Annotated in this window: 12 protein-coding genes; 9 read left to right on the top strand and 3 right to left on the bottom strand. The window is 55.7% G+C overall.

Features of this window, described 5'->3' with window-relative positions:
- The first annotated feature begins 184 nt into the window (after positions 1-184).
- The gene (locus tag VNX88_17830; GenBank protein ID HWY70531.1) at positions 185-727 is read left to right on the top strand and encodes a glutaminyl-peptide cyclotransferase; all 543 of its coding nucleotides are present in this window, start codon (positions 185-187) and stop codon (positions 725-727) included.
- 86 nt (positions 728-813) lie between these two features.
- Here the strand turns inward: VNX88_17830 and VNX88_17825 are convergent, their stop codons facing one another.
- Entirely contained in the window at positions 814-1,596 is a 783-nt protein-coding gene (locus VNX88_17825) for an SDR family oxidoreductase (protein ID HWY70530.1), read from the bottom strand.
- Positions 1,597-1,839: 243 nt separating this feature from the next.
- Between VNX88_17825 and VNX88_17820 the strand changes: the two genes are divergently transcribed.
- The 3 genes from VNX88_17820 to VNX88_17810 are packed head-to-tail and all read left to right on the top strand — an operon-like array spanning position 1,840 to position 5,295.
- Positions 1,840-2,451 (top strand): LON peptidase substrate-binding domain-containing protein, encoded by a 612-nt coding sequence (locus tag VNX88_17820; GenBank protein HWY70529.1) that lies wholly within the window; start codon positions 1,840-1,842, stop codon positions 2,449-2,451.
- A 54-nt stretch (positions 2,452-2,505) separates the two neighbouring features.
- On the top strand, positions 2,506-3,990 hold the full coding sequence (locus VNX88_17815; GenBank protein ID HWY70528.1) for a hypothetical protein: 1,485 nt from the start codon (positions 2,506-2,508) through the stop codon (positions 3,988-3,990).
- Positions 3,991-4,020: 30 nt separating this feature from the next.
- The gene (locus VNX88_17810) at positions 4,021-5,295 is read left to right on the top strand and encodes a VWA domain-containing protein (protein ID HWY70527.1); all 1,275 of its coding nucleotides are present in this window, start codon (positions 4,021-4,023) and stop codon (positions 5,293-5,295) included.
- A gap of 287 nt (positions 5,296-5,582) precedes the next feature.
- Here VNX88_17810 and VNX88_17805 read toward each other — a convergent pair whose 3' ends face one another.
- Positions 5,583-7,013 carry a glutamine synthetase family protein gene (locus VNX88_17805; GenBank protein HWY70526.1) on the bottom strand — a complete coding sequence of 477 codons (1,431 nt, stop codon included), beginning with the start codon at positions 7,011-7,013 and terminating at the stop codon, positions 5,583-5,585.
- A gap of 228 nt (positions 7,014-7,241) precedes the next feature.
- Here VNX88_17805 and VNX88_17800 point away from each other — a divergent pair, with 228 nt between their 5' ends.
- Positions 7,242-7,406 (top strand): hypothetical protein, encoded by a 165-nt coding sequence (locus tag VNX88_17800; GenBank protein ID HWY70525.1) that lies wholly within the window; start codon positions 7,242-7,244, stop codon positions 7,404-7,406.
- A 79-nt stretch (positions 7,407-7,485) separates the two neighbouring features.
- A complete protein-coding gene (locus VNX88_17795) occupies positions 7,486-9,840 on the top strand; it encodes an APC family permease (protein HWY70524.1) in 2,355 nt (784 codons plus the stop codon).
- Between the two features lie 6 nt (positions 9,841-9,846).
- On the opposite strand, the gene VNX88_17790 is transcribed toward VNX88_17795, so the two are convergent.
- Positions 9,847-10,713: a DUF2520 domain-containing protein gene (locus VNX88_17790; GenBank protein ID HWY70523.1), complete on the bottom strand. Its 867-nt coding sequence runs from the start codon at positions 10,711-10,713 to the stop codon at positions 9,847-9,849.
- Between the two features lie 30 nt (positions 10,714-10,743).
- Between VNX88_17790 and VNX88_17785 the strand changes: the two genes are divergently transcribed.
- The 3 genes from VNX88_17785 (at position 10,744) to polX (ending at position 13,672) form a co-directional block, all read left to right on the top strand.
- Positions 10,744-11,349 (top strand): NUDIX hydrolase, encoded by a 606-nt coding sequence (locus tag VNX88_17785; GenBank protein HWY70522.1) that lies wholly within the window; start codon positions 10,744-10,746, stop codon positions 11,347-11,349.
- A 256-nt stretch (positions 11,350-11,605) separates the two neighbouring features.
- The gene (locus VNX88_17780) at positions 11,606-11,821 is read left to right on the top strand and encodes a cold-shock protein (protein ID HWY70521.1); all 216 of its coding nucleotides are present in this window, start codon (positions 11,606-11,608) and stop codon (positions 11,819-11,821) included.
- Between the two features lie 96 nt (positions 11,822-11,917).
- On the top strand, positions 11,918-13,672 hold the full coding sequence (gene polX, locus VNX88_17775) for a DNA polymerase/3'-5' exonuclease PolX (GenBank protein HWY70520.1): 1,755 nt from the start codon (positions 11,918-11,920) through the stop codon (positions 13,670-13,672).
- Positions 13,673-13,691: the final 19 nt, after the last annotated feature.

The following is a 13,691-nucleotide window of genomic DNA, read 5'->3' as shown; positions in this document are numbered from 1 at the left end:
CATTAGCCCCGTTCTGTGACGTATTTGAGGCGCTATCGCGAGCTAGAACAATGCATAAACACTCCGGCGAAGGTAAATTTGAGGTAATTCCACAAGTCTCGCGCGAACATGAAGTTGCGAGGAAGCTCAACGGCGCCGACTCATCATCGGCGCTGGCGCCAGACAGTTCTAAGGCCAGTCAAGCTTGATCACAGTCAGTATCCCCAAACTCATCTTCGGAGTTGTTTGCGCGGTGACGCAGCTCATAGGACAAAGCGCGCCTCGGCTCCAGACCAAGCCTCCGCGGCAATATACCTTCAAGGTTGTTCACATATTTCCGCACGATCCCACTGCCTTCACCCAAGGTCTTGCCTATCGTGACGGCCTTCTCTATGAGGGCACGGGGCTCCACGGTCGATCGTCGGTGCGAAAAGTTCGCCTCGAGACGGGTGAGGTTGTTCAACATGTCGATCTGCCTCCTGAGTTGTTCGGCGAAGGCATTGCGCTGTTCAAGAATGAACTCATTGAGCTCACCTGGCAGTCGCATACGGCGTTTGTCTATGACATGAACGACTTCCGTCTACTGCGGAAATTTTCATATCCGGGAGAAGGATGGGGACTCACAAGCAACGGCGAGGAACTGTTCATGAGCGACGGAACATACGACTCACACAAGAAGCGCCTGTTCGTTACAGGAAAACTGTGGCCCAGCCTGTTCGAGATTCGAGTTGTGCCAAAGCAGCGTTAGAGATGTGACAAAGTGCCGTGGCTTTGCGGCACGGTTGAAGATAGCCGGGGATGCAACCCCGGGTGGACCGTTACCAAGCCTACCGCTTATTTCATCATCCGCCTCAGGCCAAACTCGATGACTTGCGGGGACAGTTCGTAAAGGTGGCTTAAGAGCCAGCCGTGCCAGGGCACAAAAACTTCCCGCGTGCCGCGCAGATAGCCACGCAATATCGCCCGGGCGCAGCGCTCCGGGGAAATTCCCTGTTGCATGGTTTCGCCCAGACGTTTGCCTTCAGTTCCCTGCACCGTATTCACGCCGAAATTGGTGCGGATGCGACCGGGACATACGCTGATCACCCGGACGCCACTTGGCTCCAGTTCAAGCCTCGCAGCCTCACTGATCGCGTTCAAGGCATGTTTCGTCGCGCAATAGGCACCCATGTGCGGTACCGGCAGATGTCCGACGATGCTGGAGATATTGATGATCGTGCCCCCACCTTGAGCCTTGAAGATGGGCGCAGCGACCTGCATGCACTCGATCGCGCCGAACAGGTTGGTTTCGAACAGCGCGCGGCACTCGTCCATCGACATTGAGGCGACTGAATCAAGCAATCCGTAACCGGCATTGTTGACCCAGACGTCGATCTTCCCAAAACGGTTCTTAGCGACAGTAACAAGAGCTTCGATCTGCCGACGATCGCGCACGTCACATGCGATTGCGGCTGTCCGATCGCTGTCTCCTAAGCGGCTCCTGGCCTCTTCCAGCCGGGCGAGATCCCGCGAGCTCAGGACGACGCGCGCGCCTTCCAAGAGAAAGGCACGAGCAAGGGCCTCACCGATTCCCATGGAAGCGCCAGTTATCACCACAACTTGATCGCGACACCGCATGGCCTTCGGTTGTATATGCAGCGCGCAAGAGGGTCAAGCCGAGCATAGGGAACGCAGCATAGCGCAGGCTTGTCCAAATAACTTCGTGTCCCGCGAGAGAAAGTGCCGCGGTGTTTGCGGCACTGCTCTTGGGTACCGCGCTCTCTTTTTGCAGCAGTCAGTTTCAACGACCCTGTTCAACAACCCTACGGCATGCACGCCTCTGTCATGCAGACTAGGCATCCGTGCTCTAGAATCAAACGAGTGAGCGAGCTTCTCCCATTATTCCCGTTAGAACTGGTTCTATTTCCGGGAATGGCTCTGCCTCTGCACATTTTTGAGCCGCGATACAAAGAGATGATCGGTGAGTGTCTGGATCACAACTCGCCCTTCGGCATCGTTCGCGTCATCAAGGATGGCATCGCTCAGATCGGTTGCTCGGCAGAAATTGTCACTGTAGTGAAGCGATATGAAGACGGCCAGCTGGATATCGTCACGCAAGGCTTGCGGCGATTCGAGGTGCTCGAGATCCATCAGGACCGGTCATTCCTGCAGGCAGATGTGACGTTTCTCCTCGAAGAACCGGACGAGGCGGATGACGCGCGCAAAAAGGCGCTGGATCTGCATCATTCGCTGTTGTTAATGGCGGCGAGCGGACAGGCGGTTCCCTCCCTCGAGCCTCCCGAGGAGCTCCTGTCGTTCTATCTGATCTCGCAACTCCCGGTCGATCTCGACTTCAAGCAAACCATCCTCGCCATGCCTTCCGAATCGAAACGCCTGGCAACACTCATCGAATACTACGAAGCCATCCTGCCGAAGCTCGGAAGGATGGTTCAGGCAAAGAAAAAGAGCGGTTCGAACGGGCATGTGATGTAAGAGGGCGCGCCTGGCGGGCCCGCGTATAATTTTCTTGAGGTGATCTCATCTGTAATGAACCTCCCTACCACTCTGGGCGAACTCCGGAAAAGTGAATTTAGCGAACAGCGGCTGCGCACGCGTCGTGTGAAGGATGAGCTGCGCGACAACCTGATGGCGAAGCTCAAGACTGGCGAGCCCATCTTTCAAGGCATCGTCGGATATGAGGACACGGTTGTGCCGCAATTAGTTAACGCGGTTTTATCGCGGCACAACTTCATCCTGCTTGGCCTTCGCGGACAGGCGAAGAGTCGCATGTTACGCGCCCTTACCGGCCTGCTCGATCCCCGTATGCCGTATGTGAAGGGGTGCGAGATTCACGACAATCCGTACGAACCTCTCTGCCGGCAATGCAAACATCGCATCGCCGAGGAGGGTGATGAGACACAGATCGCCTATCTAAATCCGCAGGAGCGCTACGTGGAGAAGCTGGCGACTCCTGACGTGACCGTGGCCGACCTCATAGGCGATATCGATCCCATCAAAGCTGCACGTGGAGGACTCGATCTCGCAAGCGAACTCACTGTCCATTACGGACTGCTGCCTCGAGCCAATCGCGGAATCTTTGCCATCAACGAGCTGCCAGACCTCGCCGGCAAGATTCAGGTGGCGCTGTTCAACATCATGCAGGAAGGCGATGTGCAGATTAAGGGTTATCCGGTGCGCCTAAACCTGGATGTGGCACTCGTCTTCAGCGCCAATCCCGAGGACTACACGGCGCGCGGAAAAATCGTCACGCCGCTCAAGGACCGTATTGGCTCCGAAATTCGAACGCATTATGCAGGGACGTTGGAAGAGGGAGTTGCGATCACGCGCCAGGAGGCCTGGACCGAGCGCAATGGCCATCCACTGCACGTGCCGCAGTTCATCCGCGAGATTGTAGAGCAGATCGCTTTCGCCGCCCGCGAAGACAAGCGCGTCGACAAACGATCGGGCGTAAGCCAGCGTCTCCCGATCTCGACGATAGAAAACGTAATCTCCAACGCCGAGCGCCGTGCGTTGCGCAACTCTGAGAGCACGGTTGTTCCTCGCGTGAGCGATATCTATAGCGCGATTCCGTCGATCACCGGCAAGCTCGAACTCGAATACGAAGGTGAGCTGCGTGGAGCCGACACGGTGGTTCGTGACCTGATTCGCCTCGCTGTCGCGCGCACCTTCGACCAATACTTTAAAGATGGCAATATGCAGCAGATCACGCAGTGGTTTGATCTGGGCGGCCAGCTAAAGTTCTCCGACACAGCTGGAGCTGGTGAACTACTCGATGGACTCAAACGCATTCAAGGTCTCACGGAGAAACTGAACGCGGTTGAGGTGAAGGCGAAGGACAAGCCGGAACTTGTAGTTTCGGCAGCGGAATTTCTGCTTGAAGGTTTGTACGCGCACAAACGCATTGGACGAAGCGAGGAGCGCGTCTTCACCGCGCCGGAGAAGCAGCATCATCCCGAGAAGGCGATGGGTCGGGAAGAAATCCCGACGCGAAACAGGAGACCGTACAACTAGGGCGTTACCGGCATTCTGTAGAGACGCAGCATGCTGCGTCTCTACCTCCGCTGGTCGATCATGAAATTCATTAAGTACTCCAAATACGTAGCCGATCCAGCCGGTGAGATGAGCATGGAAGACCTGCTCAACGCGCTCTCCAATTATCTGCTCCAAAGCGGCTTTCAGGATTCCTGGTACTTTTACGAATTCAACGATGGGGAGCAAACTCTGGAACAGCTGCGGCAGGCTATCCAGCAAGCGCTCGAATCAGGCGAAATGCTCGACGAGAACATGCGCGAGCAGCTCGAGCAGATGCGCGCGGACGGCCAGCTCGACGAACTCATTGAAAAGTTGATCGAGCGCATGGAGCAGGAGAACTACATTACCGTCGACCAGCCGTTCGATCGATCGCAGCAATCGAACCTGCCGGGACAAACCGGAGAGATGCAACAAGGACAGGTTAAGTTCGAGGTTACGGACAAGAGCTTGGACTTCCTGGGCTACCGCGCTCTGCGCGATCTCCTCGGCTCGCTAGGCAAGTCGAATTTCGGGCGCCACGACACGCGTGATATGGCAACCGGTATCGAATCGAGTGGCGCGTCGCGCCAATACGAGTTCGGCGATACCCTCAACCTCGACATTACTGCCACTCTGTCGAATGCAATCCAGCGCGATGGACTTAAAGTTCCAGTTGAACTCGAATATTCCGACCTTCAGGTGCATCAATGCGAGTACCAGTCGTCGTGCGCAACCGTGCTGATGCTCGACTGCTCGCACTCGATGATCCTTTATGGGGAAGATCGCTTCACTCCAGCGAAGAAAGTTGCGATGGCGCTGTCGCAACTGATTCGCACGCAATATCCCGGCGATTCCCTATCACTTGTTTTGTTCCACGATTCCGCGGAAGAGCTGCCGCTTTCGCAGCTTGCCCGCGTGAAGGTTGGTCCGTATTACACCAATACCCGCGAGGGCTTGCGGATGGCGCAGCGCATTCTCGACCGCCAGCGCAAGGACATGAAGCAGATCATCATGATTACCGACGGCAAACCTTCGGCACTCACCCTCGAAGACGGTCGCATTTACAAAAATGCTTTTGGGCTCGATCCTCTCGTCGTGAGCCAGACACTCGAAGAAGTTTCACGATGCAAGCGAGCAGGAGTGATGATTAACACTTTCATGCTGGCCTCAGATTACGGGCTGATTCAGTTCGTGCAGAAGGTCACTGAGATGTGCCGCGGCAAGGCGTACTTCACCACACCCCACAACCTTGGCCAGTACCTGCTAATGGATTACATGTCGCGGAAGACGCGGACGATTCACTAGAATCAGGGTCGCACGTTCACTCCTATTACCCTGTCATCCTGAGGCCTGGTGTTGGCCCAAGGATCTCCCGGAATATTTCGGACTTCGTTGCTGCGTCCCGGCTTTTCGCCAGGATGTTTGGCCGAAGAGCCCGGAAACTGCATGGGAGTTCTAGTCATCGCGGGAGATCCTTCGGCCAGAACCAGGCCTCAGGATGACAGTAGGAGGAAGTACTGTGGGAGAGCCACGATCCATATTGGAACCCTAGGGAACCGCTTCGTTAAGCTGTCCCTAGGTATGAGTTATTTCTAAAACAGATTCCAAAGGTACTGATTGTAGACATCGTGGTGATACTGCACCTCAGGAGTCTTCACGAACGTTCCCAATAGCCGCGGGCAGCGATCGGCAGAGGCCTTCTTCAGATCCGCATAACGCGCCTTTACGTCTTCCCCGAGAAGCTTCGTCGTCCACTCGGCTGCAAGGAAGTTGTCGATCGCCGTATAGATGTTGTCCGGAAGGTAGCGCTCGGCCTGGCGCAGGTTCTTGATCTTCGCGATATCGCCCTGCAGGCCAGTGCGAAATACGGAGTACATCACCATGTAGGGATTGGCGTCGGGGCTCACCGAGCGCACTTCCACCCGTGAGGTCTTCTCGTTCCCAATCGGAATGCGGATCATCGATCCGCGATCCACTGGCGATGCCTTGATCTGGTTCGGGGCTTCAAAGTGCGGATCGAGGCGGCGATAGGCGTTCACGCTGGCATTGAGCATCAGGCAGATGTCGTTGCCGTGAGTAAGAATACGGTCGACAAAGGACCACGCAATCTTTGCCAGCTTCTCTTCCCCTTGCTTATCCCAGAAAATGTTCTTGCCGTTCTTACTGACGGAAACGTTAGTGTGCATGCCGCTGCCATTTACTCCTACGACTGGCTTGGGCAGGAACGAGGCCGTGAATCCCATTTTGGTCGCGACCTGCCGACAGATCAGTTTGTAGAGCTGAATCTGATCGGCGGCGGCGACGGCTTCGCCGTAGCTGTAATTGATTTCAAATTGGGAAGGAGCAACTTCGGGATGGTCCTTCTCATTCTGGAAGCCCATCGAGCGCTGTACTTCAGCGGTGGTGTCGATGAACGTGCGCAGCGGATCGCCGGGCAGCGAATGATAGTAGCCGCCGGTGTTTACGTAGTCGAACTTGCCGGTTTCGTTGTAGCGCCGCTCGGCGTCAGGTCCCTGGAAGAGAAAGCCTTCAATCTCGTTGGCGGCGTTCAGCGTATAGCCTTCGCTCTTAAAGAGTTGATCCGCCCATTGCTTGAACATACCGCGAATGTCGGCGGTGTAAGGCGTTCCGCCCTTGTCGATGACATCGCCAAAGACGAGCACTTTGCCGGCGCCAAACACGTCCGCCGGAGCCCAGTAGAACGCGGGCCAGTCGATGCCGAGGCGCAGGTCGCTCTCGCGCTGCGCGGTGAATCCGCGAATGGACGATCCGTCGAAAGTGAGGTTGTCGTAGCTGCGCAACAGAAACTTCTTGTCGTAATCGAGCATGTGCAGGCGGCCTTCGAGGTCGCTGAACAGCACGGTGACGGCTTTAATGCGCTTTTCATCCGTCAGGTAGCGCAGGCGCTCTTCCTGTATCTGGTCGAGTGGAACGCGCGTCTTGCGCTGTTCTTTTGCTTTGAGATTGAGATCTTCCAGCTCGTCGTAAGGAATGGCCAGGAAATTACGCAGTTCGGTCGACATGCATCTCCTCAAGGTGGAATCAGGGCCCGCAGCAACAACTCAGATCAGAAAATCAGACTATCGCGTGCTTGCACAGGACCAAAATAAATTTAATTGATGGAGGATATACGAACCGCTTTGCTGAGGAAAACGGCTCGCGTGGGCACTCGGGCGTCTTACGGCGGTTTCGAGGTATAAACTAGTGGGATTATTCCCCAGAACAGCCGCTTTCTGTAGAATCATCAAAGCATGAGTGCTTTGCTTCAATTTCTGGCTCGGCTCTCCGTTGGCATGTTCCTCGCCGGAGTGCTGGGATCGTTGGTGGTCGTAGTGATCAGCTTCTTCGAAGATATAGCGCTGTTGTTCGAAGGGGATGACGACCTCAACGTTGACGCTGCTACTACCCGAGCGTAGAGTTGAGCACGCAAACCACTGAACCCGGTCAGTTCTCCCCACTGACGCTGGGACGAATCCGGCAGCCGGTCTGCTAAGAATGCCTTCTGGTTCCCCGATCTTACCGCCTTCCAATCGAGTACGAATCGTAGTCGCCTCCTCGGTGGCGCTCACGTTCATTTCGTTCTGGCGCGCGGCCGCGATTGTCCTCAACGACCTCGGTTCGTCGGCATACTACGTGGGAGGAATCGCCGAAGACGCCTTTGGGCGCTCTGCACCGTGGTTCATTCTCGGCGTGATGTTGTTCTCCTTCGCCGTGCGCGCGGTGTACGTCGAGAGCTGTTCGATGTTCGTGCGCGGCGGCGTGTACCGCGTGGTGAAAGAAGCGCTGGGCGGAACACTGGCCAAGCTGAGCGTCTCCGCGCTGATGTTCGACTACATCCTCACGGGACCGATCTCCGGTGTCTCCGCCGGACAATACATCGCCGGACTGATCAACGAACTCTTCAGTAAAGCTGATGCTCACGGCTGGATCGGTCCAGGCTTTCACGCGATGTTCCACGGCACGCCGCACGTCAACGTGAATGGAACCGCCGTCGTTATCTGCCTTGCTGTGACTCTTTACTACTGGTGGGAGAACATCAAGGGTATCGAGGAATCGAGCGACAAGGCTCTGCGCGTTATGCAGATCACTACCGTCATGGTAGTGCTGCTGTTGGGATGGTGTGTAATTACGTTGATGAAGATTGGCTGGTCAGTCCCGCCCTTGCCGACTCCGTCGAACCTTCACTTCAACGAAACCTCACTCGGCTTTCTTGCTCACACTAGCCTGGCCACCAACTTTGGACTGTTTGGAATCCTCATGGCATTCGGGCACTCCGTGCTCGCTATGAGCGGTGAAGAGACCCTTGCGCAGGTAAATCGCGAAATTGCTCACCCCAAGCTGAAAAACCTGAAGCGCGCGGCGATCATCGTTGCGATTTACAGCTTCCTGTTCACTGGAATCGGCACGCTGCTCGCGGTAATGATCATTCCCCAGAGCGTGCCGGTACAGAGTTACGAGAACAACCTTCTGGCTGAACTGGTGATGTGGTTCAACGGTCCGCTCCTGTTGAAGCTGTTGTTCCGCACGTTTGTGGTCGTCGTGGGCTTCCTGATTCTTTCGGGCGCGATCAACACCTCGATTATCGGATCAAACGGCGTATTGAATCGAGTATCCGAAGACGGCGTCCTCACCGACTGGTTCCGCAAACCTCAGAAGAAATATGGAACCAGCTATCGGATCGTGAACTTGATCGTCGGCCTGCAGATCATCACGATTCTCTTAAGTCGCGGCGATGTAAACGTACTGGGCGAGGCTTATGCATTCGGCGTGATCTGGAGTTTCACCTTCAACAGCGTCGCAATGTTAGTCCTGCGCTTCAAATACAAAGGCGAACGCGGTTGGAAGGTGCCGCCGAATATTACGATCGCGGGACGTGAGATTCCGCTTGGCCTGCTTTCCGTATTCATGGTGCTGCTCACCACGGCCCTGGTGAACCTTGCGACCAAAAAGATAGCAACCATCACCGGCATCATGTTCGCGGCGGCGTTCTTTGTCATCTTCACCATCTCCGAGCGCATAAACAAGCGCAAGTTCAAGCATGCGGAAAAGGAGATGAAGGAGCACTTCCAGCTCCTTCACGAAGAAAAAATCGAGCGCGAGGCTGTGGGCATCCGTACGGATTCCACGATCGTCACCGTTCGTGATTACAACACGCTCTTGCAATTGCGTTGGGTGTTGCAGAACACCGACACCACAGAACACGATGTTGTCGTATTGGCCGCGCGACTTACAGGACCTGGCAGTGGCGAAGTCGATCTCTCAACGGAACAGATTTTCAGCGACCACGAACAGACGCTGTTCACAAAATGTGTGAGCATCGCCGAGAGTTACGGCAAGCATATTTCACTGATGGTCGTGCCCGCGCGTGACGTCTTTTCGGCGATCGTCCAGACTGCGAATTCGCTGGTTGCCGCGCGCGTTGTCGCAGGACTCTCGACCAAGATGACGTCGGAAGAACAAGCTTTCCGCATGGGACAGGCCTGGGAAGCGGCACCTCTACCAAAACACCAGTTCGTATTTCAGGTGGTGAAGCCCGGTCCGGAAGTACAGAGCTTCCGCATTGGCCCACACAATCCCGATCTGAAAACCGAAGACGTCATGCTCGTCCATCGTCTCTGGCTCGACGCGCGGCGCCAGTCGGGCACGGAAGAGTTGCATCATCACGACATCGTTACGCTGGCGCTGACGCGTCTCGCCGCCGACTATTCGCGCGACCGGCAATCGATTCTCAAGGAGCTCCGAACGCGCGGAGACGGTCTGGTGGGAAAGACTCCTCCGCGAGTTGGGCCGACGGGCAAGCCTCTCTCGAATCCCGTTTCGATACCGCCGACAAATCCAAGATCCAAGTAGGTTAGATCAGCCAATCAGCTTCTTGAGGGCGTCGGCATTGGTGACTGGCAGGTATTGGAGCGCAATGCTGGCCAACGATTTATAGAGCGTCAGAAGTTCCGGTCGCCCTTTTAGAACCTCAAGATGCTTGCGGAGCGTTGCAATGTCTCCGCGCCGCAGTGGGCCGCTAAATGCATGCTGAGGAGTACTCACAAGGCAGTTGTCGATGGTCTGGCGAACGATTGGCCCCATCAACTGACGCGATTTGCGTCGATCGAACCCTGCGAGTTCTCCTACTTGCTGAGCAGCAGCTATCAATGCCACTAGCGCCGGAGAGGAGAAAAATCCGAACAGGTGGTAAGCGGGCTTCAGTTCCGACGGAATGCGAAACGGCTTTCCTCCAAGGCTCCGCACAATCACGCTCACGGTAGCAAGCGCGTTGTGATCGCCTTCCAGCGCAAACGGCACTCCCTCCAATTCCGGTTTGGAACTGCGCACGAACGTCATCAGGGGATGCGCCGAAGCAATGCTGGCGCCGGCCGTCTTGAGCGGAGCGAGCGCCTCGGACCCGAGCGCACCGCTGCAATGAATCGCGATCTTACGCGTCCAATCGCCACGCGTCGCGATCTGGCTGGCGACGTCAAGAATGGCATCATCGGGTACGCATACCCAAGTGGCTTTGGTAGCGAATTGAGCGTCGCGGAGAGTGATCACACGTGCGCTTACCCGCTTCGCGAGCTTGCGCGCACGCGAAATTGATTGTGCATTGTTTCGAGAGACGATCTCGACTACACGATGCCCGCTGCTCCGCAATGCCACAGCCAAGGCTGTTGCCAAAGTTCCGGCGCCGATGATCGTGGTATCGATGGACCGCTTGCTTTTCGAGGGTGTCATGCGATGGGGAAAAAGTTGAGTCGCGACAGAATGTTAACCTATCGCTTCATGCCCAAAGGTCGCACGCACGCAAAGAGCAAAGTCCCGCACTTTCCTAAGCCAAAGCACGCAAAGATTCTGTCGCGCAAGATTGCATATCGCGGCAAGGTCTACACGGTCGTGGTAGATCGAGTTCGCGAACCAGGAGGCGTCGTTGCCCTGCGCGAGATTATTCGCCATCACGGCTCTGTGGTTGTGCTGGCTCTGGATGACTCCTCGGAGCCGCCACGCGTGCTCCTCGAGCGTCAATATCGTTACGCAGCCGACGCCTATTTGTGGGAGCTGCCAGCTGGTCACATCGATCCGGGAGAAAAGTCCGCGGCGGCCGCAAAACGTGAGCTGCGCGAAGAGACTGGAATGACAGCCAAACGGTGGAAGCGAGTCCTCAAGTTTTACGTTAGCCCAGGCATCCTCGACGAGACCATGGAGGTCTTCCTGGCGACTGGCCTCACCCAGGGAGAAGCGCAGCTGGAAGACGACGAGCGCATCCAGACCAGGTTCTTTCCTCTGCCTGCTGCGCTGAAGATGGCGCATAGCGGGACTATTAGTGACGCGAAAACGTTGACGTCGTTATTTTGGCTGGATTCAACGTATTAAGTAGTACTCCTCAACCTCTCTGTCAGCTCTTTTTGAGTGCTCTAAACGCGATTACTACTTTGACAACATAGTTAATTTTCTGCATAATTTTCACTAACCAGTAACCTCACTAGGACCCCAAGAATTACCCCTCGCGCCGTTCTCCAAGCTCGCTTTCGGGCGTGTGAAGTAAGTCTCCGTGCAGTCCCCAAGGGTGGTCTGGAAGCTCGGGTCCCGGCTCCTAGCTGTTCGGCCCAGAAGGAAACTCAGAAAAGGTATGCAAGTGACGCGAATTAAAGGCACTGTAAAGTGGTTTAACAACGCTAAGGGTTTTGGATTCATCGGTCAGGAAAGTGGACCAGACGTGTTTGTCCACTACAGCGCTGTAAAGTCTGAAGGCTACAAGAGCCTTCAGGAAGGCGATCAGGTGGAGTTTGAGATCGTGCAGGGCCAAAAAGGTCCTCAAGCCGACAACGTGACCAAGCTGTCCTAGTGAGATCGAGAATTTATCCAGAACCCAGCCAATCGGCTGGGTTTTTTGTTCCCAGGCATCGCGAGGCATAGGAATTTAGAATTACCGACGCACACTATGGAGAACCGTAACATCGCAGCCGTCTTTAATGAAACCGCCGACCTGATGGAAGTTCGTGGCGACGACCCATTCCGCATTCGCTCTTATCGACGGGCCGCTGAAGCTGTTGAAGGACTCCCAACCCGAATCGCGGATATCGCTGCTGACACGAAGAAGCTGCTTGAAATTCCCGGAATAGGCAAAAGCATGGCCGGAAACATTCAGCAACTTCTGAAGGAGGGTAATTTCCCCCTCCATGCTGAGCTACTTCAAAAGTATCGCCCTTCCATGTTGGAACTCCTGAAGATTCAGGGCCTCGGCCCAAAGACCATCGCGCTGATTTGGGATGCATATCAGGTGTGCGATATCGAAGGCGTGGAGAAGCTGGCGCGTGAAGGAAAGATCCGCGAGCTTCCGCGCATGGGAGAGAAGCACGAGCAGAAGATCCTGCGAGGAATCGAAGAGTATCGTCGCATCTCCGGACGCTTCTTGCTCGATGCGGCTGAGCGCACTGCGGAGAAGATCAAACAGTTTCTCGCTGAAATGCCCGGCGTCGAGAAGATCACCGCGGCTGGCTCCCTGCGCCGCGGACGCGACACTGTCGGAGATCTCGACATCCTCATCACTGGTCCGTGTTGTGCCGACGATCGTCTGGAACCGCTACTCGATCGAATTCTCACATTTCCCGGCATCAACGAGGTGCTTGCCCGAGGCGGCAACAAGGTTAGTTTCAGGCTGCGCGGCGGGATGCAAGTGGACGTTCGCACGCTGAAGCCTGAGTCCTTCGGGGCTGCGCTGCAATACTTCACCGGATCAAAGACTCACAATGTTTCGCTTCGTCAGCGCGCATTGAGGATGGGTTACACGCTGAGCGAATATGCGCTCACGCGCGTCGACGACGGAACTCATGTCGCCAGCGCGACCGAAGAGGAAGTTTATGCCGCGCTGAAACTCGACTACATTCCTCCCGAGCTTCGCGAGAACCAAGGCGAGATTGAGGCAGCAGAAAAGCATCTGCTTCCACGACTGATCGAGCTGAGTGATATTCGTGGCGATGTGCACATGCACACGGTCGAGACTGATGGTCGCTGCACGATCGAGGAAATGGCCGGCGCAGCCCGTGAGCGCGGCTACGAATATATGGCCATCACCGACCACTCAAAGAACCTCGCGTTTGCCAACGGACTGGACGATAAGCGGGCGATAGAGCACATCCGCAAGATTCGCGAGGCAGACAAACATAGCGAAGGCATCAAGATATTTGCTGGGATCGAAGTGGACATTCTCGCGGACGGCGAACTCGATCTTTCCGGTGACGTGCTGGATGAGATGGATCTTGTGATCGCCAGCGTCCACTCCCATTTTCAGCAGGAGCCACAGCAGATGACCGATCGCCTGCTGTGCGCTATTACCAGCGGACATATTTCCATTCTCGGCCACCCCACTGGGCGTATCCTATTGCGGCGCGAGGGATACGACTTCGACTTCGACGCGATCTTAAAGGCTGCGGCTACACACAACGTCGCAATGGAACTCAATGCGTATCCTGATCGCCTCGACCTCTCGGATCGTCATTTGAAAATGACGAAAGAGCGTGGGGTAAAGATCGTGATCAATACTGATTCGCACCATACATCACATCTGGAAAAGATGCGGTTCGGGGTCGTGCAAGCCCGGCGCGCGTGGCTTACAGCGGCGGATGTGCTGAACACTCTTGCTGTTAGTCAATTTGCCGCAGCGATGAGACGGCATTCACAAACAGCAGTCGCCTGATGCCAGAATCGGCATCTTA

It is taken from the genome of Terriglobales bacterium, assembly GCA_035567895.1.
GTDB lineage: Bacteria > Acidobacteriota > Terriglobia > Terriglobales > Acidobacteriaceae > Gp1-AA112.
The sequence above is the reverse complement of the archived record's forward strand: the minus strand, read 5'-3'. Positions and strand labels throughout refer to the sequence as shown.

What these genes read in the sequence shown, in the direction of transcription:
- VNX88_17795 (HWY70524.1), top strand. Translation starts at nt 7,486, where the DNA reads ATGCCTTCTGGTTCCCCGATCTTACCGCCTTCCAATCGAGTACGAATC.
- polX (HWY70520.1), top strand. Translation starts at nt 11,918, where the DNA reads ATGGAGAACCGTAACATCGCAGCCGTCTTTAATGAAACCGCCGACCTG.
- VNX88_17825 (HWY70530.1), bottom strand. Translation starts at nt 1,596, where the DNA reads ATGCGGTGTCGCGATCAAGTTGTGGTGATAACTGGCGCTTCCATGGGA.
- VNX88_17805 (HWY70526.1), bottom strand. Translation starts at nt 7,013, where the DNA reads ATGTCGACCGAACTGCGTAATTTCCTGGCCATTCCTTACGACGAGCTG.
- VNX88_17800 (HWY70525.1), top strand. Translation starts at nt 7,242, where the DNA reads ATGAGTGCTTTGCTTCAATTTCTGGCTCGGCTCTCCGTTGGCATGTTC.
- VNX88_17815 (HWY70528.1), top strand. Translation starts at nt 2,506, where the DNA reads ATGAACCTCCCTACCACTCTGGGCGAACTCCGGAAAAGTGAATTTAGC.
- VNX88_17785 (HWY70522.1), top strand. Translation starts at nt 10,744, where the DNA reads ATGTTAACCTATCGCTTCATGCCCAAAGGTCGCACGCACGCAAAGAGC.
- VNX88_17780 (HWY70521.1), top strand. Translation starts at nt 11,606, where the DNA reads ATGCAAGTGACGCGAATTAAAGGCACTGTAAAGTGGTTTAACAACGCT.
- VNX88_17810 (HWY70527.1), top strand. Translation starts at nt 4,021, where the DNA reads ATGCTGCGTCTCTACCTCCGCTGGTCGATCATGAAATTCATTAAGTAC.
- VNX88_17790 (HWY70523.1), bottom strand. Translation starts at nt 10,713, where the DNA reads ATGACACCCTCGAAAAGCAAGCGGTCCATCGATACCACGATCATCGGC.